The following is a 24,308-nucleotide window of genomic DNA, read 5'->3' on the forward strand; positions in this document are numbered from 1 at the left end:
TCCGGTGAACCGCTCCCCGTCCGGCGTCGACCCTACGGCCAACGATGCGGACAAAGCGGGCGGGGGGCCACCGGACCGGGGCGCTTTGACACAACCCTGACGCGCATGGGACGCGAAAGGGGCCGCACCCCCGTGGGAGTACGGCCCTTCGCTCGTCGAACCGGTGTCAGCGGACCTCGGTGATCTCCGGGCCGCGCTGGAGCTGGCCCATGCCGCCGGAGAAGCGGGAGCCCTCCTCCTGCTGGACGCCCTCGGGGACCATCTGGGCGTCGTTGGGCAGCTTGAGGACGATCGGGTCGCGCGGGGCCATCGGTCCCTCGCCGCGGACCACGACGGTGTCCCGGAAGATCTGCTCCAGGAGCCCCGCGGCCTGCGGCTGCACCGCGCCCTGGCCGGAGATCACTCCGCGCAGGAACCAGCGCGGGCCGTCCACGCCGACGAAGCGGACGACCTGGAAGCCGCCGGTGCCGTCGGGCAGCTGGACCGGGACCTGCGCGCGCAGTTCCCAGCCGAGCGGGCCCTCGACCTCGTCGATGATGCCGCCCTGCTGGGTGATGCCGCCCGCGATCTCCTCGCGGACCTCGCCCCAGATGCCCTCGCGCTTGGGGGCGGCGAAGGCCTGGAGCTGGATGGCGCTGTCCCGCAGGACGACGGTCGCGGCGACGATCGCGTCACCGGCGACCTCGACGCGCAGCTCCATGCCGTCCACACCCGGCACGAACAGGCCGCCGAGGTCGACACGGCCCTCGGCCGGGTCGCGCACCTCGGTGGAGTCCCAGGGTCCGTCGGGGCGCGGCTCGGGTTCGAGCCGCACGCGCTCACGCTCTCCGTCCGCCTCGGTGCCGACGCTGTCGACGACCTGCTCGGCCTCGCCGGCCGCGCCCTCGGCGGCACCCTTCTTGTTGCGACGTCCGAACACGTCACTGTCCTTCCCGGTCGGATACGACCGAAGCGTATCGATTCCCACCCGTCGGACCGCCGTCGGCGGACCGACCCTCTGTGCCGCTTCCGTCGTCCACCGAGGCATGACCTCCGGTGGACCCGAAGCCCCCCTCGGCGCGTACCGAGGCGGGAAGTTCCGCTACCTCCTGGAAGCGGACCCTCTCGACCTGCTGGACGACCAGTTGGGCAATCCGGTCGAAGCGTTCGAACCGCACGGTCTCGCGCGGATCGAGATTCACCACGATCACCTTGATCTCTCCACGGTACCCGGCATCCACCGTCCCGGGAGCGTTCACGAGCGCCACACCGCAGCGGGCGGCCAGACCCGAACGGGGGTGCACGAACGCCGCGTACCCCTCCGGGAGCGCGATCGCGATGCCCGTGGGCAGGACGGCCCGCTCACCGGGGCTCAGTTCGCGGGGCTCGGTGGTGCGCAGATCGGCCCCGGCGTCTCCCGGGTGCTCGTACGCCGGGAGGGGGACGTCGGGGTCGATCCGGCGGATGCGGACGTCCAGCGGGGCGGTCCGGTCGGCGTTCACGGGTTCACCTCGAAGGCGCGGGTACGGCGGATCTGGTCCGGGTCGCTCATGGCGGCCCGGATCTCCTCCTCGCGGCCGTGGTCGGTGAAGTGGTCGACCTTGACCTCGATGAAGAGGGCGTCGGCGCGGACCGCGACAGGGCCCTCGGGGCCGCCGATGCGGCCGGTGGCGGTGGAGTAGATCTTCCGTCCGGCGACGGCGGTGACCTCGGCCTCCAGATGGAGCGTGGTGCCCACGGGGACGGGCCGTACGAAGTCCGTCTCCAGTCTGCCGGTGACGGCGATGGTCCGCAGCAGCCAGTTCAGCGAGCCCAGCGTCTCGTCCAGGGCGGTGGCGAGCACCCCGCCGTGCGCGAGGCCGGGGGCGCCCTGGTGGGCGGGCTGCACGGTGAACTCGGCGGTCAGCGAGACACCGTCGCCCGCGCGGGCGTCCAGGTGCAGCCCGTGCGGCTGTCCGGGCCCGCATCCGAAACAGTGTTCGTAGTGGGGGCCCAGCGGTTCACCGGGGGCGGGCGCGTCGGGGTGACGTACGGGGCGCACCGCGTCGGCGGGCGGCTCAAGGGCTGGGGAACTACCACTCACAGGCGCAGACCTTACCCGGCCGCCCGGCGCCCGGCGTCGGCGTGCCAAGCTTGGCTCCATGCAGCTTGCCGCCACCCCCTACGAAGAACGTCTGACCGCCCCCCGTTCGTGGTGGCTGATCAGCTTCCTCGTGGGTGTCTCCTTCGCCCTGATCCTGCTCCCCTTCGGCACGCTGCCGCTGCTCGGCGGGCTGGTCGGGGGTACCGCCGTGGCGGCCGTGATGGCGAGCGCGTACGGCTCCCAGCGCATCCGGATCGTGGGCGACTCGCTGATCGCGGGCGAGGCGAAGATCCCGCTGTCGGCGCTCGGTGCCAGCGAGGTGCTGGACGCGGAGGAGGCGCGCGCCTGGCGGACCTACAAGGCGGACACCCGCGCGTTCCTGCTGCTGCGGGCGTACATCCCGACCGCGCTGCGGGTCGAGGTGACCGACCCGCAGGACCCGACGCCGTACCTGTACCTCTCGACGCGGGAGCCGGAGCGGCTGGCGGCGGCCATCGAGGCGGCGAAGGGCACCGAGGCCGCGGCCTGAGGTCAGCCCTTCGGGTTCCCCGGGTCCTCGGGGTCCTCGGGCATCTCCTTGATCCGCACGGGGTGTTCGGGCTGGTCGAGCGGGGGCTGCGCGGCCAGTTCGTCCCAGGGGACCCGCACGGTGCGCAGGTCGGCCCGGACGCGGTCGGCGAGCTTTCTGGTGTCGCGGCGGTTCATGACCGCGCCCACGGCGGCGCCCACCATGAAGGGCGTCAGGTTGGGCAGGTTGCGGACCATGCGCTTCATGATCTGCTGGCGCAGTTCGCGTTTCATGCGGCCGCCCAGGGCCGCGTCGATGGTCGACGGCTTCATCACGTCGATGCCGCGCTCTCCGGACCAGGAGGCCAGGTACGCGGTGCTGCGGGCGCCGAGGCCGCCGGGGGCGCGCCGTCCGTAGACCTCGTGGAGTTCGGCGATGAGCTTCAGCTCGATCGCGGCGACCGCGGTGATCTCCGCGGCGAGTTCGGTCGGCAGGGCGGGCGGTACGGGCAGCATGGCCGCCGCTCCCACTCCGGCGCCGACGGTGGAGGTGGCGTTCGCGGCGCCCGCCACGAGCTTGTCCGCGAGCTGCTCGGGCCCGAGGCCCGGGAACTGCGCGCGCAGCGTCGCGAGGTCCCGTACGGGGACGCGGGGGGCGATGTCGATGACGCGGTCCGCGACGTAGGCGATGCCCGCGCGGGCGTGGCCGCCGCCCCGGCGTGCGCCTTCGCGCGCCAGATGACGTGCCCTGCCACGGATCGCCGCGGCCCGCGGATGACGGACCGGTGCGTGGGGACCGGCGGACTCCCCCGTCCCGGCCCGCGGAGCGTGGCGCTCCGCCGGTGGTTCGAGCGAGGCTCCCGCTTCCGGTGAGCCCCGCTCGTGGTCACGCGTGCCGTGCGAGCCGCCGAACGGCCCTTTGTCCGCTCCCGGGAACCGGAAACGGCGCTTCCGCGGAGGGGTCGAGCCAGTCACGGCCGACCCGTCCTCAGTCGCAGTCGCGGCAGATCGGCTGGCCGTTCTTCTCGCGGGCCAACTGGCTGCGGTGGTGGACGAGGAAGCAGCTCATGCAGGTGAACTCGTCCTGCTGCTTGGGCAGCACACGGACGGCCAGCTCCTCGTTGGAGAGGTCGGCGCCGGGCAGTTCGAGGCCCTCTGCGGCCTCGAACTCGTCGACGTCCACCGCGGAGGTGGACTTGTCGTTCCGCCGGGCCTTCAGCTCTTCGAGACTGTCCGAGTCGACGTCGTCGTCGGTCTTGCGTGGAGTGTCGTAATCGGTTGCCATGGTCGCTCTCCCCCTCTGGGTGTCTGCGGTGTCTTCAGCGCACGTAACGCGTGAGAGGCCGGACTTGTGCCCGACCTGAGGCGGAGATTTTGCCTCACATCAAGGTCTGTTACTCAATCGACACCCAACCCGATCCCTCAAGAGTGATCGGCTTGGATGGCGGTGAGGACCGTACACGGTTCGAATGCCGCACCTCAAAGGCGCCTCATCGTGTACTTCCCGTGATCAGGAGGGCTGAAAACCCGGACTTTCCCGGCTTTGTGGCCCACTTCTTGATCACGTTCAGTACATGGCCGGAAATCCACACATGTGATTGATCACACAGGGACAACCCCGGCACGGTGGTGGAAAATTCCGCGCGAAGCGAACAATCTCCGGGCGTGCCGGAGGCCCGCTCACAGCGGCAGGGTGACGCGCATCACCAGCCCCCCGCCCTCGCGCGGCCGGGCCACGATGTGGCCGCCGTGCGCCCGTGCCACGGAGCGGACGATGGACAGGCCGAGTCCGACGCCCTTGTCGCTGCCCGTGCGCTCGGTGCGCAGCCGCCTGAACGGCTCGAAGAGGTTGTCGATCTCGTACGCCGGGACCACCGGACCGGTGTTGGAGACGGTCAGCACGGCCTGGTTGTGCTCGGTGTCGGTGGTGACCTCGACCCACCCGCGCTCCCGTCGCCCGCCATCACCCTTTCGGGGAAGCGCTTCGCGCTGCGCCCCCTCGTCGGGAACGTTGTAGCGCACGGCGTTCTGCACGAGGTTCAGCGCGATGCGCTCCAGGAGCACGCCGTTGCCGAGCACCACCGCGCGCTTGCGCTCGCCGCGGAGCTCGACGTCCTTGGCGTCCGCCTCGCTGCGCACCTGGTCGATGGCCTGCCCGGCGACCTCGGCGAGGTCCACGGGCCCGCGCTCGACGATCTGGTTGTCGCTGCGGGCGAGCAGGAGCAGACCCTCCACGAGCTGCTCGCTGCGTTCGTTGGTGGCGAGCAGGGTCTTGCCGAGCTGCTGCAGCTCCACGGGCGCGTTCGGGTCCGAGAGGTGGACCTCCAGGAGCGTGCGGTTGATCGCCAGCGGGGTGCGCAGTTCGTGGGAGGCGTTGCCGACGAAGCGCTGCTGGGCGGTGAAGGCCCGTTGCAGGCGCTCCAGCATGTCGTCGAAGGTGTCCGCCAGCTCCTTCAGCTCGTCGTCGGGACCGTCCAGCTCGATCCGGCGGGAGAGGTCCGAGCCGGCGACCTGACGCGCGGTGCGGGTGATCCGGCCGAGCGGGGAGAGGACGCGGCCGGCCATGGCGTAGCCGAAGGCGAACGCGATCACGGCGAGGCCGAGCAGGGCGAGCAGCGAACGGCTGAGCAGCTCGTCCAGGGCGACCTGGCGCTGGTGGTCGACGCACTGGCTGATCGCGTCGTTGAAGTCCTGGAGCGAGAGACTGCTGGTGTTGATCGCCTGGCAGTTGTCGCTGGAGACCTTCAGCGCCTGGAAGCTGACGATCTTGAACAGCGGCTGGTTGCCGGAGCTGATCGCCTGCGCGGCCAGGAGGTAGATGATCGACAGCAGCAGGATGCCGGCGATCAGGAACATGCCGCCGTACAGCAGCGTCAGCCTTATGCGGATGGTCGGGCGCAGCCACGGGAAGGGCGGCTGGGGGCGGCGGGGGTCCCAGGTGGGCTTCGGAGGCGCCTGGGGCGGCGCGGGGGTGGCGGCCATGGGGGATCAGATCCGGTAGCCGGAGCCGGGCACGGTGACGATCACTGGAGGCTCGCCGAGTTTGCGGCGCAGCGTCATCACGGTCACCCGGACCACGTTGGTGAACGGGTCGGTGTTCTCGTCCCAGGCCTTCTCCAGGAGCTGTTCGGCGGAGACGACCGCGCCCTCGCTGCGCATCAGCACCTCAAGGACGGCGAACTCCTTGGGCGCGAGCTGGACCTCGCGGCCGTCGCGGAAGACCTCGCGGCGGTTGGGGTCGAGCTTGATCCCGGCGCGCTCCAGGACCGGCGGCAGGGGCACGCTGGTACGGCGGCCGAGCGCGCGGACGCGGGCGATCAGCTCGCTGAAGGCGAAGGGCTTGGGCAGGTAGTCGTCGGCGCCGATCTCCAGGCCCTCGACGCGGTCGCTGACGTCGCCGGAGGCGGTGAGCATGAGCACGCGGGTGGCGATGCCCAGCTCCACGATCCGGCGGCAGACGTCGTCGCCGTGCACGAGGGGGAGGTCGCGGTCGAGGACGACCACGTCGTAGTCGTTGACGCCGATGCGCTCCAGGGCGGCCGCACCGTCATACACGACGTCGACGGCCATGGCCTCCCGGCGCAGTCCGGTGGCCACCGCATCGGCGAGCAGTTGCTCGTCCTCGACGACGAGTACGCGCACGTCGCTTGTCCTTCCTCGTGTCCGCCCACGGCGCGCCGGGGCGCGGGCGGGCGGAGGTGTCCGTGGGATTGTGCCCTCCATCCTGCCCTTTTCGGCCATAAGTCGGAGGTAAGCCGAGGACGGTCGCCGCAGGTACGGCGGCCGGGGGGCGGGCAGGCGGGATTTTCTGCGGCGCCGGAGGTTTCCCGGACGAACGGCGCGGGGAGGACGGCTTTACACCCCGCGATCACGCTCCGCATGTGCCGAGGCACCATGCGGTCACTCCGCGATCAGCCCCGGCGGAGCGGGCGCGGGTGTCCGGCACCGCAGCCGCCCCGGCAGGGCTGTGCCGGGCATCCGCGGGCCACGTGATCGCCCCTTCCCGACCGGCACACCCCCGTGCCACCGACCCACGACCCAGGACGAGGGGGCGCAGCATGGACGCTTTCACCGCAGGACTTCTGCAGCGCATAAAGACGACCGAGTCCGACCTGTCGCGGGCTCGTGACGAGGGCGACGACTTCCTCGCCGAGGTGGAGCAGGGAGAGCTGGACGACCTGCGCCGTCTCGCGGCCGAGCACGGTGTGGAAGTCGCCGTGTCACAGCCCTGACCGGTCCCGGCAGTCGAGTGGGCCCCGGCGGAGAGATCCGCCGGGGCCCACTCGCATGGCGGTACCGCTCAGTCGTGCCAGGCGCCGAAGTCCTCGAGGAGGGGCTGGAGCGCCTCGAAGACGGCCGGGGTGGCCGCGAACGTCAGGGCGGGTGACTCGGGCTCTCCGGGGCGTCCACCGGTCACGGCGCCCGCCTCACGGGCGATGAGGGCACCGGCCGCGTAGTCCCAGGGGTTCAGCCCGCGCTCCCAGTAGCCGTCCAGCCGGCCCGCGGCCACGTCGCACAGCTCGATCGCCGCCGAGCCGCCGCGCCGGATGTCCCGGACCAGCGGGAGCACCCGGGCGGCCACCTGGGCCTGGTGGGCGCGGACCTCGGTGACGTAGTTGAAGCCGGTCGCGACGAGCGCCTGGTCCAGCGGGGCTGCCGGACGGCAGGCGAGGGCCCGCTCGCCCTCCCAGGCGCCGGTGGCGAAGGCGCCGCCGCCGCGCACCGCGTGGTACGTCTCGCCGCGCAGCGGGGCCGCGACGACGCCGACGACGGTCTCGCCGTCCCGCTCGGCGGCGATGGACACCGCCCAGGTCGGCAGCCCGTACAGGTAGTTCACCGTGCCGTCGAGCGGGTCGATCACCCAGCGGACGCCGCTGGTGCCCTCCACGGCGGCGCCCTCCTCGCCGAGGAAGCCGTCGTCGGGGCGGCGCTCGGAGATCAGGTCGGTGATCAGCTTCTCCGCCGCGATGTCCATCTCGGTGACGACGTCGATGGGGCTGGACTTGGTCCTGGCCACGGCGAGGTCGGCCGGGCGGCCGTCGCGCAGCAGCTCACCGGCGCGGCGGGCGGCCTCCAGGGCCAGGTCCAGCAGGTCGTCGGGCGAGTCGGAGTGGGGGGTCGTCACGTGGCTCCTCACGGGTAGGGGCTGTCGGCACCGGCGGCGGCCGGGCGCGGGGCGCGGGCCGGGCAGCAGCCGACGGGGCAGAGGTCGTGGCTCGCGCCGAGGGAGCCCAGCGCGCACGGGGTGACCGGCTCGCCGCGCTCGGTCGCGGCGCGCTCCTCGATCAGCTCGCGCACGGCGGCGGCGAAGCGCGGGTCGGCGCCGACCGTGGCCGAGCGGCGCACCGGCAGACCCAGCTCCGCGGCCTTGGCGGTGGCCTCGGTGTCGAGGTCGTAGAGGACCTCCATGTGGTCGGAGACGAAGCCGATGGGCGCCATGACGACGGCCGGGACGCCGGCCGCGTGCCGCTCCTCGAGGTGGTCGCAGATGTCCGGCTCCAGCCACGGGATGTGCGGGGCGCCGGAGCGGGACTGGTAGACGAGCTGCCAGGGGTGGTCGACACCAGTGCGCTCGCGGACCGCGTCCGCGATCAGCCCGGCGACCTCCAGGTGCTGGCGGACGTAGGCGCCGCCGTCCCCGTGGTCCTCGACGGGGCCCGAGGTGTCGGCGGCCGTGAGCGGGATGGAGTGCGTGGTGAAGGCGATGTGGGCGCCGTCGCGGACCTCCTCGGGCAGGTCCGCGAGCGCGCGCAGCACGCCCTCGGTCATGGGCTCGACGAAGCCGGGGTGGTTGAAGTAGTGCCGCAGCTTGTCGACCCTCGGCAGCTCCAGGCCCTCGGCCTCCAGCGTGGCGAGGGCGTCGGCGAGGTTCTCGCGGTACTGGCGGCAGCCGGAGTACGACGCGTAGGCGCTGGTGGCCAGCACCAGGACGCGGCGGCGGCCGTCGGCGGTCATCTCTCGCAGGGTGTCGGTCAGGTACGGCTGCCAGTTGCGGTTGCCCCAGTAGACCGGCAGGTCCAGGCCGTGCTCGGCGAAGTCCTTGCGCAGGGCGTCGAGGAGGGCGCGGTTCTGCTCGTTGATCGGGCTGACTCCGCCGAACAGGAAGTAGTGCTGTCCGACCTCCTTGAGGCGTTCCTTCGGGATGCCACGCCCTCGCGTGACGTTCTCCAGGAACGGGACCACGTCGTCGGGGCCCTCGGGGCCACCGAAGGAGAGCAGGAGGAGGGCGTCGTAGGGACCGGCGTCCGGCGGGGGGGCATCGAGCGCGTCTGGCATGTCTCCGATCCTGCCACCCGGCACCGACAGCCGGGAAACGGCCCGGCCCCGCCGCTCCCGTGTCCCGCGCTGACCTGGTGCGTTAGGGTTGCCTAACTCGTAAGCTGTATGGGCTCCTTTCACGCCTTACCGCTGCGCGGCGCGACCGTCCGCACCCCCGCGGGACCGCCCCGCAGGACCAGCCGCACCGGACAACGGAGACCGCCGTGCCCAGCCCCTACCGCGCCCTGTTCGCCGAACCCGGAACCAAGGGCTTCTCCGCCGCCGGTTTCGTCGGCCGGATGCCGCTGTCCATGATGGGCATCGGCGTGATCACGATGATCTCGCAGCTCACCGGGCGCTACGGCCTCGCGGGCGCGCTCACGGCGACCATCGCGCTGTCCGCCGCCGTGATCGGGCCGCAGATATCCCGGCTGGTGGACCGGTACGGCCAGCGCAGGGTGCTGCGCCCGGCCACCCTGGTCGCGCTGGGCGCCGCCACCGGGCTGCTGCTGGCCGCGCACCTGAGCTGGCCGGACTGGGCGCTGTTCGTGTTCTCCGCCGCGATCGGCTCGGTGCCGAGCCTCGGCGCGATGGTCCGGGCCCGCTGGGCGGCGCTGTACGGCGGCACCCCGACACTGCACACGGCGTACTCGTTCGAGTCGGTCGTCGACGAGGTGTGCTTCATCGTCGGCCCGATCGTCTCCGTGGGCCTGTCCACCACCTGGTTCCCGGAGGCGGGCCCGCTGCTGGCGGCCTGCTTCCTGGCCGTCGGCGTCTTCTGGCTGACCGCCCAGCGGGCCACCGAGCCGGTGCCGCACCCGCGCGACGAGAACCACGTCGGCGGCAGCGTGCTGCGCTCCAAGGGGCTCCAGGTGCTGGTGGCGGCGTTCACGGCGACGGGCACGATCTTCGGCGCGGTGGACGTGGCCACCGTGGCCTTCGCCGAGGAGCGTGGTCACAAGGGCGCGGCCAGCGTGGTGCTCGCCGTGTACGCGGCCGGTTCCTGCTCGGCCGGGCTCGTCTTCGGCCTGCTGCGGTTCGCCGGGCGGCCAGAGCGCCGGTGGGTGCTGGGCCTGGCGACCATGGCCGTGAGTATGATCCCCCTCCTACTGGTCGGGAACCTGCCGCTCCTGGCCGTGGCGCTGTTCGTTGCGGGGCTGTCCGTCGCACCGACGATGATCACGACGATGTCCCTCATCGAAGAGCACGTACCTCGCGCGAACCTCACCGAGGGCATGACCTGGGTGGGTACCGGCCTGGCCGTCGGTGTCGCGCTCGGCTCGTCCGCGGCCGGCTGGGTGATCGACGCCGCCGGGGCACGCGCCGGGTACGGGGTTCCGGCTGTCGCCGGAGCCGTCGCGGTCGCGGTCGGGTTCCTCGGGTACCGCCGGCTGAGCAGGCCGGCCGCGGGTCGGGGAGGCACCGTTGAGCAGCACGGCGAGCGGGAAGCACGGCACGTGGCGTAACTGGGGCGGCAATGTGACCGCCCGTCCGGCCCGGCAGGTGACTCCGGCCTCGGTGGAGGAACTGGCGGCCGAGATACGCAAGGCCGCCGACGACGGGCTGCGGGTCAAGGCGGTGGGCACCGGCCACTCGTTCACGTCCATAGCCGCGACCGACGGGGTGCAGATACGGCCCGAACTGCTCACCGGGATCCGGAGAATCGACCGTACGGCGATGACCGTCACGGTCGAGGCGGGCACCCCGCTCAAGCGGCTCAACGCGGCCCTGGCGCGCGAGGGACTGTCGCTGGCCAACATGGGCGACATCATGGAGCAGACCGTGGCCGGGGCGGTCGGCACCGGCACCCACGGCACGGGCCGCGAGTCGGGCTCGATCGCCGCGCAGATCACCGCGCTCGAACTGGTCACCGCCGACGGCTCGTTGCTGACCTGCTCGCGGGAGGAGAACCCCGAGGTCTTCGCGGCGGCCCGGATCGGGCTCGGTGCCCTCGGGGTCGTCACGGCCGTCACCTTCGCCGTCGAGCCGATGTTCCTGCTGCACGCGCGCGAGGAGCCGATGCCGCTGGACCGCGTGCTGGCGGAGTTCGACCAACTGTGGGCCGAGAACGAGCACTTCGAGTTCTACTGGTTCCCGCACACCGGCAGCACCAACACCAAGCGCAACAACCGCAGCGCAGGCCCGGCGCGTCCGGTGGGGCAGCCGGCCGGCTGGTTCGAGGACGAGTTCCTCTCCAACGGCGTCTTCCAGGTGGCCCAGTGGGTCGGCCGCGCCGCGCCCGCGAGCGTCCCGGCCATCGCCAGGATCTCCAGCAGGGCGCTGTCCGCGCGGTCGTACACCGACATCCCGTACAAGGTCTTCACCTCACCGCGCCGGGTGCGGTTCGTGGAGATGGAGTACGCGGTGCCCCGCGCTGCGCTCGCCGAGACGCTGCGGGAACTGAAGGCGGCGGTCGAGCGGTCCGGGCTGCGGGTCGGCTTCCCGGTCGAGGTGCGCACCGCCCCGGCCGACGACATCACGCTCTCCACCGCCTCGGGCCGGGACAGCGCGTACATCGCGGTGCACATGTACCGGGGCACGCCGTACCACGCCTACTTCAGCGCGGCCGAGCGGATCTTCACCGCGCACGAGGGACGACCCCATTGGGGGAAGGTGCACACCCGCGACGCGGAGTACTTCGATCGGGTGTATCCGCGGTTCGGTGAGTTCAGGGCGCTGCGGGACCGCCTGGATCCGGAACGGCTGTTCCAGAACGACTACTCCCGGCGGATTCTCGGGGAGTAGGACTCGCGGTCGGCGCGTCGCTCGTGGGGGCCGGGGTCGTCGCCTCGGGGCTGGGACCGCCGTCCTGCTTCCCCTCCCGGTCCGGGCTCCCGCTCGGTTCGGGGGTGGCCGAACCCTTCGTGGCGCCGTCACCCGAGGGGGTGGTCCCGTCGGGGGAGGTCGTCTCCGTCCCGGTGGACGGGGTCCAGGAGGGCGTGGGAGCCGGGGACCGGTGGTGAGAGGAGTTCCGGCCGCCGACCGCGTCGCTGACCGTGGTGCCCCTGCCGCCGCTGAAGCTGTTGCCGGAGACCAGTTCGTAGACGGTGATACCGGCCATGGTCACGCCGAAGACGAGAGCGGCCGCGACGAGCGGTCGCTTCCAGCTCCTCACCCGCGCGCGGTAGACGGTGCCCGCGCCGAACTCCCCGGGCACAGCCACCGGTTGACCCGCCGCCTGGAGCCTGGGGCGCCCGGTCGCCTTGGCCTCGCGCAACTGCTCGCCGGTGCGCCGGAAGACCTGCTGGAAGAGGGAACCGCCGCAGGTGGCCACGACACTGACGACCCCGGCACCGAGGATCGTCCCGTACACCCCGAAGTAGGAGGCCAGTTTGGCCGCCACGACGGCGGCCAGCGCGCTGCCCGCCACCTGGGGCACGCTCAGGTCGAACCGCTTGCGACCCGTCTCGGGCGTCTCACCCATACCCGGAACCTGCCTGCCTTTCCATCCCTGACCGGCCTTGACCGGCTCTGTGCACGAGAAAGGGACGTGTGAGCGAAACCTTTAGTTCCGTTTCTGTCGATTGCGTGAAGTTCGCCACGTTGGTGACCGATCGAACCGACTCGCGCACGGCCGAGACGCGCCCCTCGCCGGAATTCCGGCGGCGCGCCAATCCACGCGCGTGGTCCGAATGGAGTACTGTTGCGAGCCCTGGGTCCGGTCTCCCACCAGGGTGTCCGGGGCCTCGCAGGACCGCCGGGAGGGGGCTAGTTGCACAGGGTGATGGAGTTCGTCACTTAGCGTTGCGAACAGGTAACCGTGCCATAACGGCGAACTCGGGCCCGAGCCCGACACGCCGGGCAACTCGGCAAGGTTGTGGCAGGCTGCACCCGGGCAGGCCACACTCGACTAGCGGAAGCAGCGACGCACGTGACGTCGGCAGGCACCACCCGGGAGGTCCCCATGCCCGAACTGCGTGTCGTGGCCGTCTCGAATGACGGCACACGGCTGGTGCTCAAGGCTGCCGACGCGACGGAGTACACCCTTCCGATCGACGAGCGGCTGCGCGCCGCCGTGCGCGGCGACCGCCCCCGCCTCGGCCAGATCGAGATCGAGGTGGAGAGCCACCTCCGCCCGCGAGACATCCAGGCGCGGATACGAGCAGGGGCCACCGCGGAAGAGGTCGCCCAGCTCGCCGGCATCCCCGTCGACCGGGTCCGGCGCTTCGAGGGTCCCGTCCTCGCCGAGCGCGCCTTCATGGCCGAGCGCGCCCGCAAGACCTCCGTGCGCCGCCCCGGCGAGAACTCCGGCCCGCCGCTCGGCGAGGCCGTGCAGGAACGGCTGTTGCTGCGCGGTGCCGAGAAGGACACCGTGCAGTGGGACTCCTGGCGCCGCGACGACGGCACCTGGGAGGTGCTGCTCGTCTACCGGGTCGCCGGTGAGACGCACTCCGCGAGCTGGACCTACGACCCGCCGCGCCGCCTGGTCCAGGCCGTGGACGACGAGGCGCGCTCGCTGATCGGGGAGTCCGACGACCTCGCCTCGGCGGAGCCGAGCTTCCCGTTCGTGCCGCGCATCGCCCGGCTGCCGCGCGACCGCACGATGGACCGCGCCCTGGAGCGGAGCGACCGTGACCGGCCGAGCCTGCCCGCGCAGGCGTCGGAGCCCGACGAGGAGTCCACGGCCGGTGAACGGGACTCGCTGACCAGCCTGTTGGAGGCCGTGCCGAGTTTCCGGGGCGACCTGGTGGTGCCGGAGCGGCCGTCCGAGACCGACGAGGAACCTCCCGAGGAGCCCGAGGCGGAGGAGCCCCCGGCGCCCGCCGCGTCGGCCGGTTCCGCCTACGCGGACGTGCTCATGCCCCGCTCGGTCGGCAGCCACCGCGACCGGCTCGTGGGCGCCACCGACCGCCAGGCCGAGGCCGACGGGGTACGCCCCGGACGCCGGGCCGCCGTGCCGAGCTGGGACGAGATCGTCTTCGGTACGCGGCGCAAGAAGCAGGAGTAGCGGCGAGAGCAAACAGGTCGTACGACCGTTTGTGCGAATTGCCGTGAGGCGGGGGCGTGTTCGGCGCCCCCGCCTTGGCATGTTCGTTCTGCGCTACCGGGGGTCGGGCCCCACCGCGACCGGGCGGGTCGGATCGGCGGACCACTCCGACCACGAACCGACGTACAGCTCCGCCGGGATGCCCGCGACCGCGAGGGCCAGCACCTCGTGCGCGCCCGAGACGCCCGAGCCGCAGTAGACGCCCACGCCGGCCTCGTCCGAGACGCCCAGCGCCTTGAAGCGGTCCCGCAGGTCGGCGGCGGGCAGGAAGCGGCCGTCGGGGCCCACGTTCTCCGTCGTCGGCGCCGACAGCGCACCCGGGATGTGGCCGCCGACCCGGTCGATGGGCTCGACCTCGCCGCGGTACCGCTCCCCCGCCCGCGCGTCCAGCAGGACGCCGGCGCCCGCGAGTTCGGCGGCGCCGTCCGCGTCCAGGACGCCGGTCGCGGCGGGATACGGCTCGAAGTCACCCTCGGCGGGGGCGGGTTGGTCGGTGGACAGCGGACCGTCCCAGGCCGTCAGCCCGCCGTCGAGGACCCTCACGTCCGGGTGACCCGTCCAGCGCAGCAGCCACCAGGCGCGCGCGGCCGCCCACCCCTGGCCGCCGTCGTAGACCACGACGGGCCGGTCGGCGGACACGCCCGCACGGCGCATGGCCGCGCCGAACACCTCCAGGTCGGGAAGCGGATGGCGGCCGTTCTCGCCGGGCGTGGAGGCCAGTTCGCGGTCCAGGTCGACGAAGACCGCGCCGGGGAGGTGCCCGGCCGCGTACTCGGCCCGCCCGTCGAAGGCGGGCGCCCCCGCCGCCTTGGCCGCGGAGAGCTGCCAGCGGATGTCCAGCAGCACGGGAGGCGCCTGCCCGGACAGCTCCCGGGCCAGCTCGGACGGGGAAATGATGACTGTCATGGTGTCCATGCATACGCCAGGGGTAGCCCCGGCGTCCAGGTACGGCTACTCTGCTCGGCCGGACGGACACGATCACGGGGCGTACGCGACCGGGCACGCATCGTGCGCCGGGCGCGTGCGCGGGAGGACGGCATTGCCTCCGTACGGGACACCGCGCGCGTACGCGAGACCCGGCACCGGTTCCGCCCTGGCGTGCGCCCCCTTCGGGTGACGCGCGCCCCTTCCGGGTGAGCGAACGCGACACGGCCCCCGTGCGGGGCCGGAGGGAGAGTGGCGGATGACCCAGGCACGGCAGGCGGCGGTTCCCCGGGCGTCGCGCGCGACCGGCGCGCCCTGGCGGGTGAGCCTGCTGACACACCGGCCGGCGGCCGCCGAGGAGTTCTACGGGGCGTTGTTCGGCTGGGAGTTCGGGCCCGGCCCCGGGCGCCGGACACGGGCGCTGCTGGACGGGCAGGAGGTGGCGGGTATCGGCCAATCACCGCCGGACCGTCAGCTTCCGGCTACCTGGACGCCGTTCTTCACTTCGACCGACGTGGACGTGGCGGCCGGTCAGGTCCGGCTGTGCGGCGGCACGGTGGCCGTCGGCCCCCTCGACAGCGCCGGAGAGGGCCGCACGGCGGTGGCGGCGGACCCGGCGGGCGCGGTCTTCGGCCTCCGCGAGGACAAGGGCCCCTCCACGGCACCGGGCGACGACCGCCACGGTCTGCCGGTGTGGACCGAGTTGATCACCTATGAGATCGTACGCGTCGTCAAGTTCTACGAGATGGTCTGCGGCTACGACCAGGACCCCGCCCCGCCCGCCCCCGACCACGTGACCCTGCGCACCCACGGCCGGCCGGTCGCCGGCCTGCGCGGCGCGGGCCGCGCGGTCCCCCGGGACCGGGGCGCCCACTGGCTCACCCACTTCCGCGTCACGGACGCGGAAGCGGCACTCGCCCGGGTGACGGCCCTCGGCGGCCGCGTACTGGAACCGTCCCGCCCGGGCACGCGGGGCCGGGCGGCGACGGTGGCGGACCCGGAGGGGGCGGTCTTCGCGGTGCTCCAGACGCTCGGCTGATGCCCGACTACCCCTCGGCGGTTCGCTCCTCCCGGGTACGCGCCGCCCGCCTGCAGCGCCGCAGTTCCTCGGCGTACGGCAGGACGACGCCCGCAGTGACGACCAGGCCGACGGCCACCAGGCAGGGGGCCGGTAGCGGGGGTTCCTTGGACAGGAGGCGCCAGTCGTGCGGGCCCGCACAGCCGTGGAGGGTGGCGCGGACCTGGTCGGGGTGGAGGGCCGCGGTGAGGGCGAGAGTGGTGAGGGGCAGCACGTTCAGGACGTTGTGGAGGCACCGCTCGACCGGGCGGGTCTCGCGGACGCCGGTGGCCAGGGAGGCGTCGTAGACGGCCGTGGCACCTTGAGCGACGGCCGCTCCGCCCATCACCGTGAGGACCAGGGGGTTGATCCGCGCGACCAGTCCGAGGACCAGCGGCACCCCGGCCTCGGCCACCATCAGCGCGTGCGCCGCGGACTCCCGGGTGCCGGTGATGCGCTCGACGCGGGCACGGCGGCGCAGCCACCAGTCCGCCACGGCGGGCACCGCCCACAGCGGCAGGATGCCGAGCAGCGGGGAGCGGCGGTCGGCATCCTCGGGCTCGGGGGTGGGGCCGGTGGCGTCGGTGGGGTACGGCCCGGCGAGGCGGAGGTCGTCGGCGTGCCGTCGGGCCGCGCCCGGCAGGTGCGGGGCCACCCCGGGCACATGCGGGATCACGTGGGGTGCGATCCGGGCCGCCCGGTACGCGAACCGTGCCGGAGGTGGCCAGGCGGAGCGGGGCACGTGCCGGGCCACGCGGAACGCGAGGCGCGTCGTACGCGGCAGCAGACGCAGGGCCATGGCATCCTCCGTTGTCGTCACCGGCCGGGCGGCCGGACCGGGCCTTCGACCCGGCCCCAGTACCCCCGTTCGTCGGGCGTGACACGACGGGGTGGGGCGGTCGGGTGACACCGCGCGGATGCGGCGGGGCGACGCACGATCCGGCGCGCCCGGGGTACTCGGCACCCCGTCCACGCGTTCTCCCTACGAATCCCGCGAGGTGCCGCCCATGCTCACCCCCGACGACCGGCCGGACGACGGCGAGCCCCGCGCCGCCGTGTTCGACGTGGACGGAACCCTTGTCGACACCAACGCCCTGCACGTGGTGACCTGGTGGGAGGCGTTCCGCCAGGCCGGGCACGAGGTGCCGACGCACGAGATCCACCGCTCGGTGGGGCTGCGGTCCGCCGACCTCGTCGCCCGGCTGCTCGGCGAGGAGCGGGCCCGCGAGGAGGCGGAGGCGCTCAGCGCGGCCCACAAGGCGCTCTACGGCCAGTACTTCGGGCGGCTCGTGCCCCTGCCGGGAGCGGGCGACCTGCTGCGGCACCTGGCCGGGAACGGCTGGCGGGTGGTCCTCGCCACCTCGGCGGGCGGCCAGGAGCTGTCCGCGCTGCGCCGCGCGCTCGACACCGACGAGTCGATCACGGCGACCGCGAGCGCCGACGACGTGTCCGAGGGCAAGCCGTCCCCCGAACCGGTCGAGCAGGCACTGGAGCTGGCCGGGGTCACCGCGGAGAACGCCGTGTTCGTCGGGGACACCGTGTGGGACATGCGGGCGGGCGCCCAGGCGGGGGTGCGGTGCCTGGCCGTGCTCTGCGGCGGCATCCCGCGCGAGGACCTGGAGGGGGCGGGCGCGGACGCCGTGTACACCGATCCGGCCGCGCTGCTGGACTCGCTGCGGGCGGGCGCGAAGTGACCACCGGAGTGATGTCCGAGGTCAGGGGTACCCGCAGGAAGTGAATTGCCGGACTTGCCCGGCCGGCCGGCCCTGGACCGGTGCACCCGGCCCCTGTGGCCGCAGCCCCCGGAGGACCCTGTGCGCGAGGTGACCCCATGACCACCGCCCAGACCCTGACCGCCCCCGCGCGGCTTCGCTGCTGGGTTCCCCGGGGCGTCTACTCCCCCCAGTTCGACACCGGTCTCCTGCGCCGGGCCATGCGCCGCGAGGACATCGCCCCCGGCCGCACGGAGATCCTGGACCTCGGCACGGGCAGCGGGCTCCTCGCCGTGGAGGCGGCCCGGCTGGGCGGCCGGGTGACCGCGGTGGACATCTCCTGGCGGGCGGTGCTGACCACCTGGTGCAACGCGCGGCTGAACGGCCAGACGGTCCGGGTCCGCCACGGCGACCTGGCCTCGGCGGTCCCGGGCCGACGGTTCGACCTGGTGGTGACGAACCCGCCGTACGTCCCCGCCCCCGCCGTCGCTCCCCCGCGCGGTCCCGCCCGCGCCTGGGACGCCGGGACGGACGGCCGTATGGTGATCGACCGCATCTGCGACGCCGCACCGGCGGTCCTGCGCCCCACGGGCACGCTGCTGCTCGTGCACTCGCACCTGTGCGGCGTGGACGACACCCTGACCCGCCTCGCGGCGGCGGGGCTGTACGGCGAGGTGGTGGACCGCGCCCGGCTGCCCTACGGCCGGGTCCTGCGCTCCCGGCTCGGCTGGCTGCGCGAGCGCGGTCTGACGGCGGAGGGGACGACCGAGGAGCTGGTGGTGATCCGTGCCGAAAACGCCTGAGAGCCCGCGTCGCGTCCGGGTCCGCGTCCAGCGCGACGGTCCGCTGCTGATCGAGGGGCCGGTCGAGGTGGTGGACGAGAGCGGCCGGGTGTCGCTGTCCGACCGCTTCCTGGTGGCGGTGTGCACCTGCCGCCGCAGCCGCGTGTACCCGTGGTGCGACACCAGCCACCGCCGCCATGACAAACGCCGCCGAGAGGACCAGGAAGGCCACGAGGGCACCGCATGACCACCACCCGCCTGCGCCCGCCCCCGCTCCCCACGGCACGCGGCCCGCTCTCGGCCGCCGTGCTGACAGCCCTGCGCGAGGGCGCGGAACCCGACGTCACCGCGCTTGCCGACGACGCCTACGGCGACGACCTCCAGCTCGCCCTCTACACGCTGTACGAACTCCATTACCAGGGCTTCGCCGACGTGCCCGAGCGACTGGAGTGGGACGCGGGGCTGCTGGCCCTGCGCGCCCGCCTGGAGGACCGTTTCCTCGGCGCGCTGCGCGCGGACGTGCCCGTGGACGCCGACGACACCCCCGAGTCCGCGCTGGACGAACTCCTGGTGGAGCCGGCCGACGAGGGCGGTGTCTCGCACTTCCTGCGCGACCACGGCACGCTCGGGCACGCCCGCGAGTACGCGGCGCTGCGCTCGCTCTACCACCTCAAGGAGGCAGACCCGCACGCCTGGGTCATCCCCCGGCTGCGCGGGCGGGCGAAGGCGGCCATGGTCGCGGTGGAGTACGACGAGTTCGGCGCGGGCCGCGCGGACGAGATCCACGCGCAGCTCTTCGCCGACCTGATGGCGGACCTCGGCCTGGACACCGCGTACGGCACGTACCTCGACGCGGCGCCCGCCGAGGCTCTCGCCACGGTGAACCTGATGTCGCTGTTCGGGCTGCACCGCGCGCTGCGCGGGGCGCTCGTCGGCCACTTCGCCACGGTGGAGGTGACCTCCTCCCCCGCCTCGCGCCGCCTGGCCCGGGCGCTGGAGCGGATCGGCGCGGGCCCGGCGGCCGTGCGGTTCTACACCGAGCACGTCGAGGCGGACGCCGTCCACGAACAGGTCGTGCGGCACGACGTGGTCGCGGGTCTGCTGGAGCACGAGCCGCAGCTCGCCGGCGACGTGGTGTTCGGCGTCCGCGCGACGACGTACCTGGAGGACCGGCTGGCAAGGGTGCTGCTGAGCGCGTGGCGCACGGGCGGTACGGCCCTGCGGCCGGGCTACTCGGAGTCCGCCGCGGCCGGCTGAGCCAGGCCCGCCGTCCACTTCTCCTCGATGCGGGCGACCTTCCAGATCACCAGGGCGAGAATCCAGGTGAGGAAGAACAGGCCGACGATGACGTAGCCGATGACGTTGAGGTCCAGGCCGGAGACCCAGTCCCAGAAGACGCCGTGGAGGTGGGCCTTGTCGGCGATCAGGCCGAGGAGTTCGACGGTGCCGATGATGAGGGCGACGGCGACGGACAGGCCGGTGATCGTGAGGTTGTAGTAGACCTTGCGGACCGGCTTGGAGAAGGCCCAGCCGTAGGCGAAGTTCATGAACGAGCCGTCGATGGTGTCGAGCAGGCACATGCCCGCCGCGAACAGCACCGGCAGGCACAGGATCGCGTACCAGGGCAGCCCCGAGGCCGCGCCCGAACCGGCGAGGACGAGCAGGGCGATCTCGGTGGCGGTGTCGAAGCCGAGGCCGAAGAGCAGACCCAGCGGGTACATCTGCCAGGGCTTGGTGATCGACTTCATGAGGCGGCCGAGGAGGCGGTTCATCAGGCCGCGGTTGTTGAGCTGCTCCTCGAGCGCGGCCTCGTCGAAGTGGCCGCCGCGCATCTGCCGGAAGACCTTCCAGATCCCGGCGAGGATCAGCAGGTTGATGATCGCGATGACGTACAGGAAGACACCGGAGACGGTGGTGCCGATCCACCCCGTGACGCTGTGCAGCGTGGAGTCGTCGTTCTCGACCGGCCCGGCCAGCGCCTTCACGCCGAGCGAGAGCAGGAAGGACAGCGCGAAGACGATGCTGGAGTGGCCGAGCGAGAACCAGAACCCGACCGACAGGGGCCGGCGCCCCTCGTTCATGAGCTTGCGGGTGGTGTTGTCGATGGCCGCGATGTGGTCGGCGTCGAAGGCGTGCCGCATCCCGAGGGTGTACGCGGTGATGCCGATGCCGACACCGAAGGTCTTCGTGCCGAGGCTGTAGTGCTCCGGCGCCACGATCGCCACGAGCGTGAACCACCCGATCACGTGCAACGCCACGATGAACGCCGCCATCCCCCCGAGCCGTGCCCACTCCTTCCGGCTCATCGAGGCGCGGACCCGGTGCCACGATATGGCGCGTCCGGTGTCGGGGCGGGTGAGCACGGGATCATGCGGGACGGTCATGAGGAGGCGGGCCTCGCTTTCGAAGCGTCCGGCTTTCGGACGCGTGGGTGTCTTCAGCCTCCAGATTTCTGCACATTGCTTGCAACTACAAGTCATTAGCGTAAGTTCCGGCTCAATTTCAGGTCAATCTCGTGACAAGGACCCGCTGACCGCCCCAGGGGAGCCAGTCACACCCCGCGCAGGACAGCCCTCGCTTCTTCAGCGCCGCCCCAGCCCGCGGGGGTCCGCCAGACGAGTTCCACCGCGAAGACGTCGCGGAGGGACTGCGCGGACCACGCCTCCGCCGGCGGTCCGGACAGCACGAGGCAGTGGCGGTCGGCCTTTTCAGACAGAACGTGCGCGATTTCCAGCAGCCGGGCCGCTCCGGCACGGAGGTCGGCGTGGGAGGACTGTTCGGCGCCGAGCACCTCGTAGATCCAGAGCTCGTCACCGGTGCGACAGGTGACGTCCACCAGCGCCGAGCTCTCGGGCTGCCGGTCGGCCCTCAGGAGAGCTGCCATCAGTTCGAAACGAACAGCCTCGTGAGTCTTGCACGTGCGGTCAGCGGCGGCGGCTTCTTCCAGGTGACGGAGCAGGCCGTCGTCGTCCTGCTCGGTGGTCTGAGGGGCGGTGGTCACGGAGTCGACCTCGTTTCCTTGCGATGTGTGAGTCCCGCCGATGACGGGCTGCGGGCCGGCGTCCGCCGCGCCGTGCGCCGGGCCTGCCTGGCGTGCCAGCAGCGTCCTTCGCCCACTGGCCAGCGCGTCGGACCAGCCGCTGCGCGCGAGCTCCACGCGGAACAGGTCCGGGTCGAAGGTGCCGCCTTTCAGGGCATGGCCCGTGCTCACGGCGAGGTTCTGCAGCCTGGTCAGGGCCGGCTTGTCCGGACACCCGAGGACACGCCAGACGTCCAGCCAGTCGTGCTGGTCGAGCTTGAGGCAGCGGGTGGCCATGCCCTTGAGTTCGGAAATCCGGCTGCGGGCGTCGGTCGGGACGCTTCCGCCGGCGAGTTCCTCGACGACGCCGAGAGCGCCCACATACCGCTTGAGCATGCTGGAGGAAATGGGCAGGCGGCCGAAGTCGTCCGCCGTGACGAACGTCGCGTTCGAGGATTGGCGCAGAACCCAGGTGTCCAGTTCGGTACCTACGGCGGGAGGCACGGCACCACTGCGCACTGCCACATACAGCGGGCGCTCGACGGTGGCCGATACCGGCTCGGCCCGGTACATCCCACCGCTGACAGAGACGACCCGAACCCGCAGCTCGGCACCGATCTGCGGGACCTCGTCCCACTCGGCAGCATGTCGCTGCTCGGTGCCTGTCGCCGGAAGGCCGGCGTCGGACCCGGTCAGAACGGCAGGCAGCGGAGTGGAGTGCATGACCGTCAGGCTCTGGGTACTGCGGGTCAGGGATATGTAGAGCAGGCGGGGGCCCGTGGGTTCCGGCTCGGCGATGGCGGACGGTTCGACGACGAGGACGTGGTCGAACTCCATGCCCTTGGCCTGCGAGGCCGGGAGCACCGTGACGGCCTGTCTCTCCTCGGCGGTGATCCCGGTGGCTTCGGCCAGTCGGCGCTCGATCTCCTGCGCCGCCGAGGCGCTGCTGTCGGCAACGATGACGGCAACCGACCGCAGGGTCGTACCGTCGGTGGTGCCGGCCAGGCGGCCAATCTGGGCGGTGGTCTCGTCCCACAGCGCGTCCGGTTCGGTGGCGATGACACGAACCGCGTCGTTCCCCGCACTGCGCACCGCCCGTGGGTAGGGCAACGTGGTTGCGATCGCCTGTGCCAGCGGTGCGGCGAACGCCATGATCTCGGCGGGAACGCGATAGCTCGTGTTCAGTTCGGCGAGCCGGCAGTCGCCGTGGTCGGAGAGCAGGGTGCCGAGGCGGTCCCAGTCGGTGTAGGTGTGCGGGCCGGTTGCCTGGGCGAGGTCGCCGAGCACCGTCATGGAACCGCCGGCCGCGAGGCGGCGCCGCAGTGCGCGGGCCTGCATGGGCGTCAGGTCCTGGGCCTCGTCCATGATGATGTGCCCGTAGTGACGGGGGGTCTCACCGGTGACGAGGTACCGGAGTTCCTCGAGGCAGACCCTGTCGTCAAGGGTCCAGGGTTCGTCGCCTGCCTTAGCCGCGCGAGGGCGGTGCAGTGCGTCCCGCTCGGCATCGTCGAGGATGCCGTCGGCGCAGGCGCGCATCAGCTGGGGCGAGTCGTAGAGGGTACGGAGAGCCTCAGCCGGGCTCGGTGAGGGCCAGATCCGTTCGACCAGCCGTTCCACGCGCCGGTTCCGCTCCAGTTCGCGGCGGATGGTCGCATCACGACTGCGGCGCGGAGCGACGGTGACGAGTTCACGGAGCAGCAGGTCGACAACCAGCCCACGGAACCGGTCGCGGCGCTCACGGTAGGAGCCGGCGCCCTGCCCCACCTCCTCCAGAGTGGCGAGGATCTCCGAGCGGGCCACCCGCAGCGTCGTACCGGCCGCGGTGACGACGAACGCGGGCTCGTCACCCTCGTAGGAGGGCGCCGTGGTGAGGTCGTCGAGGGCCGTCGGACGGTACTCGCTTTCGACGCGTCGGCGCAGTACGGCGGCCATGCGTTCGTCGGACTTCACCAGCCGTGTCCTGGTGCTGTCGACGCCTCGCACGTCACCGTCCCACAGTCGGGACAGCTGCACGGCGTTGACGTCCCGGACACCGAGGGTCGGCAGCACCTGGCCGACGTATTCGAGGAACCTCTGGTGGGGGCCGATGACCAGGATGTCCCGTGCCCTGAAGTGTTCGTTGTTGACCAGCCACGTCACACGGTGCAGACCGACCGCGGACTTGCCGGTTCCCGGGCCGCCCTGGATGACGAGGATTTCCGAGGGCGCCCCGGTGACGAGCGCCATCTGGTCACGGCGGATCGTCTCGACGATGTCCCGCATACGGCCGCCTCGTGCGCGCTGAAGATCACGCAGCAGGAAGTCGTCGGGCTGCTGAGGCTTACGGCGCTGGATGCGGACGATGTCACCAGGCGTGGGAACGGTGGGGCCGGGGGCGCTGACGCCCTCCTCCTCACCCTCGTCCGGCCGGGGAGGAACCGTATCTCCTTCGGCCCCCGCCGTACCCGTCGCAGGCTCTGCCCCTGGTACGGCGGGGGCCGGAGCCGCCGCGATCTCGTCGACGTAGTCCTGCACGAGGCGCTGTGAACAGATCAGGCGCCGCCGCAACACCACCTCGCCCGGCGACTCCGCGGACGCGTCGAACCACTTCTTGGCGAGCCGGTTCGTCCACTCCACGACCACCTGGTTGTGATCGTCGTCCCAGACCGGGCGCCGCCCGATGTACCAAGTCTCGACGCCTTCCTCGGGATCGCTGGCGTCGACACGGCCGACGACGAGGTTCTCGCCGTTCAGGCCCCCATAGGCGGCAGCCTGCTCCTCGGCCTTGAGCCGGTTGGTGACGCTGTCCTTCCCGCTGGCCGACGCCCTGGCGACAGCATCGCCGCTCATCCGCTCCAGACGCGTTTCATAGCAGTCGTAGGCGAAATCCACCTTCTTCTGCTCGAAGACGACGACTTCGCGGCGCACGGACCCGCCCATATGTCTTCCTCCCTAGCGGCCCTGACGACGAGCCACATCGGACGCACAACGCCCGATCCCCTTCACAGAATTATCACGTGT

Annotated in this window: 24 protein-coding genes; 10 read left to right on the top strand and 14 right to left on the bottom strand. The window is 72.3% G+C overall.

Translation table 11 applies throughout. The annotated features are described in order from the left end of the window. Positions 1–166 precede the first annotated feature (166 nt). From ACWEEU_RS19010 to ACWEEU_RS19020, 3 genes are read right to left on the bottom strand one after another with little or no spacing between them, the layout of a single operon-like run. On the bottom strand, positions 167–919 hold the full coding sequence (locus ACWEEU_RS19010) for a DUF3710 domain-containing protein (RefSeq protein ID WP_385731814.1): 753 nt from the start codon (positions 917–919) through the stop codon (positions 167–169). Between the two features lies 1 nt (position 920). Then, entirely contained in the window at positions 921–1,481 is a 561-nt protein-coding gene (gene dut / locus ACWEEU_RS19015) for a dUTP diphosphatase (protein ID WP_385742881.1), read from the bottom strand. After that, entirely contained in the window at positions 1,478–2,062 is a 585-nt protein-coding gene (locus ACWEEU_RS19020; RefSeq protein ID WP_385742879.1) for a PaaI family thioesterase, read from the bottom strand. Before ACWEEU_RS19020 ends, dut begins: the two co-directional genes overlap by 4 nt. A 58-nt stretch (positions 2,063–2,120) precedes the next feature. Between ACWEEU_RS19020 and ACWEEU_RS19025 the strand changes: the two genes are divergently transcribed. Next, positions 2,121–2,591, top strand: coding sequence for a DUF3093 domain-containing protein (locus tag ACWEEU_RS19025; protein WP_385742877.1), 471 nt, complete (start codon positions 2,121–2,123; stop codon positions 2,589–2,591). Between the two features lie 2 nt (positions 2,592–2,593). Here the strand turns inward: ACWEEU_RS19025 and ACWEEU_RS19030 are convergent, their stop codons facing one another. The 4 genes from ACWEEU_RS19030 to ACWEEU_RS19045 form a co-directional block, all read right to left on the bottom strand. Next, the gene (locus tag ACWEEU_RS19030) at positions 2,594–3,544 is read right to left on the bottom strand and encodes a hypothetical protein (protein ID WP_451733730.1); all 951 of its coding nucleotides are present in this window, start codon (positions 3,542–3,544) and stop codon (positions 2,594–2,596) included. Positions 3,545–3,557: 13 nt separating this feature from the next. Beyond that, positions 3,558–3,854, bottom strand: a complete 297-nt coding sequence (locus tag ACWEEU_RS19035; protein WP_005481602.1) for a DUF4193 domain-containing protein — start codon at positions 3,852–3,854, stop codon at positions 3,558–3,560. 395 nt (positions 3,855–4,249) lie between these two features. Continuing rightward, positions 4,250–5,551 (bottom strand): sensor histidine kinase, encoded by a 1,302-nt coding sequence (locus ACWEEU_RS19040; protein ID WP_385742874.1) that lies wholly within the window; start codon positions 5,549–5,551, stop codon positions 4,250–4,252. Between the two features lie 6 nt (positions 5,552–5,557). After that, a complete protein-coding gene (locus ACWEEU_RS19045) occupies positions 5,558–6,211 on the bottom strand; it encodes a response regulator transcription factor (RefSeq protein ID WP_018547315.1) in 654 nt (217 codons plus the stop codon). Positions 6,212–6,627: 416 nt separating this feature from the next. Here ACWEEU_RS19045 and ACWEEU_RS19050 point away from each other — a divergent pair, with 416 nt between their 5' ends. Next, positions 6,628–6,801: a hypothetical protein gene (locus ACWEEU_RS19050; protein ID WP_018547316.1), complete on the top strand. Its 174-nt coding sequence runs from the start codon at positions 6,628–6,630 to the stop codon at positions 6,799–6,801. A gap of 68 nt (positions 6,802–6,869) precedes the next feature. Here the strand turns inward: ACWEEU_RS19050 and ACWEEU_RS19055 are convergent, their stop codons facing one another. Then, positions 6,870–7,694 (bottom strand): inositol monophosphatase family protein, encoded by an 825-nt coding sequence (locus ACWEEU_RS19055; RefSeq protein ID WP_385742872.1) that lies wholly within the window; start codon positions 7,692–7,694, stop codon positions 6,870–6,872. Between the two features lie 8 nt (positions 7,695–7,702). Continuing rightward, on the bottom strand, positions 7,703–8,845 hold the full coding sequence (locus ACWEEU_RS19060) for a ferrochelatase (protein WP_451733733.1): 1,143 nt from the start codon (positions 8,843–8,845) through the stop codon (positions 7,703–7,705). 206 nt (positions 8,846–9,051) lie between these two features. On the opposite strand from ACWEEU_RS19060, the gene ACWEEU_RS19065 reads away from it, so the two are divergent. After that, a complete protein-coding gene (locus tag ACWEEU_RS19065; protein ID WP_451733735.1) occupies positions 9,052–10,293 on the top strand; it encodes an MFS transporter in 1,242 nt (413 codons plus the stop codon). Then, positions 10,253–11,572: a D-arabinono-1,4-lactone oxidase gene (locus tag ACWEEU_RS19070; protein ID WP_451733736.1), complete on the top strand. Its 1,320-nt coding sequence runs from the start codon at positions 10,253–10,255 to the stop codon at positions 11,570–11,572. Before ACWEEU_RS19065 ends, ACWEEU_RS19070 begins: the two co-directional genes overlap by 41 nt. Here the strand turns inward: ACWEEU_RS19070 and ACWEEU_RS19075 are convergent. Continuing rightward, entirely contained in the window at positions 11,496–12,251 is a 756-nt protein-coding gene (locus tag ACWEEU_RS19075; RefSeq protein WP_385742864.1) for a hypothetical protein, read from the bottom strand. The genes ACWEEU_RS19070 and ACWEEU_RS19075 overlap by 77 nt on opposite strands. A 480-nt stretch (positions 12,252–12,731) precedes the next feature. Between ACWEEU_RS19075 and sepH the strand changes: the two genes are divergently transcribed. Then, the gene (gene sepH, locus ACWEEU_RS19080) at positions 12,732–13,775 is read left to right on the top strand and encodes a septation protein SepH (protein WP_385742862.1); all 1,044 of its coding nucleotides are present in this window, start codon (positions 12,732–12,734) and stop codon (positions 13,773–13,775) included. 93 nt (positions 13,776–13,868) lie between these two features. Here the strand turns inward: sepH and ACWEEU_RS19085 are convergent, their stop codons facing one another. Next, positions 13,869–14,720: a sulfurtransferase gene (locus ACWEEU_RS19085; RefSeq protein WP_451733739.1), complete on the bottom strand. Its 852-nt coding sequence runs from the start codon at positions 14,718–14,720 to the stop codon at positions 13,869–13,871. Positions 14,721–14,997: 277 nt separating this feature from the next. Here ACWEEU_RS19085 and ACWEEU_RS19090 point away from each other — a divergent pair, with 277 nt between their 5' ends. Further along, positions 14,998–15,777 carry a VOC family protein gene (locus ACWEEU_RS19090; protein ID WP_451733741.1) on the top strand — a complete coding sequence of 260 codons (780 nt, stop codon included), beginning with the start codon at positions 14,998–15,000 and terminating at the stop codon, positions 15,775–15,777. A 7-nt stretch (positions 15,778–15,784) separates the two neighbouring features. Here ACWEEU_RS19090 and ACWEEU_RS19095 read toward each other — a convergent pair whose 3' ends face one another. Next, complete coding sequence (locus ACWEEU_RS19095; protein WP_451733743.1) at positions 15,785–16,594, bottom strand: diguanylate cyclase; 810 nt, start codon at positions 16,592–16,594, stop codon at positions 15,785–15,787. Positions 16,595–16,802: 208 nt separating this feature from the next. On the opposite strand from ACWEEU_RS19095, the gene ACWEEU_RS19100 reads away from it, so the two are divergent. The 4 genes from ACWEEU_RS19100 to ACWEEU_RS19115 all read left to right on the top strand — a co-directional run bounded on the left by ACWEEU_RS19100 (position 16,803) and on the right by ACWEEU_RS19115 (position 19,546). Then, positions 16,803–17,489, top strand: coding sequence for an HAD family hydrolase (locus ACWEEU_RS19100; RefSeq protein WP_451733745.1), 687 nt, complete (start codon positions 16,803–16,805; stop codon positions 17,487–17,489). A 137-nt stretch (positions 17,490–17,626) separates the two neighbouring features. After that, complete coding sequence (locus tag ACWEEU_RS19105; RefSeq protein WP_451733747.1) at positions 17,627–18,310, top strand: HemK2/MTQ2 family protein methyltransferase; 684 nt, start codon at positions 17,627–17,629, stop codon at positions 18,308–18,310. Continuing rightward, entirely contained in the window at positions 18,294–18,536 is a 243-nt protein-coding gene (locus ACWEEU_RS19110; RefSeq protein WP_451733749.1) for a CDGSH iron-sulfur domain-containing protein, read from the top strand. The genes ACWEEU_RS19105 and ACWEEU_RS19110 overlap by 17 nt, the downstream gene beginning before the upstream one ends. After that, positions 18,533–19,546, top strand: a complete 1,014-nt coding sequence (locus ACWEEU_RS19115) for an iron-containing redox enzyme family protein (protein WP_385742849.1) — start codon at positions 18,533–18,535, stop codon at positions 19,544–19,546. The genes ACWEEU_RS19110 and ACWEEU_RS19115 overlap by 4 nt, the downstream gene beginning before the upstream one ends. Here ACWEEU_RS19115 and ACWEEU_RS19120 read toward each other — a convergent pair. Next, the gene (locus ACWEEU_RS19120) at positions 19,519–20,595 is read right to left on the bottom strand and encodes a Nickel transporter NicT (protein ID WP_385742890.1); all 1,077 of its coding nucleotides are present in this window, start codon (positions 20,593–20,595) and stop codon (positions 19,519–19,521) included. The two genes, ACWEEU_RS19115 and ACWEEU_RS19120, sit on opposite strands and share 28 nt — an antisense overlap. Positions 20,596–20,840: 245 nt before the next feature. Beyond that, complete coding sequence (locus ACWEEU_RS19125; protein ID WP_451733751.1) at positions 20,841–24,227, bottom strand: ATP-binding domain-containing protein; 3,387 nt, start codon at positions 24,225–24,227, stop codon at positions 20,841–20,843. Positions 24,228–24,308 lie beyond the last annotated feature (81 nt).

Source organism: Streptomyces sp. NPDC005004, assembly GCF_053600675.1.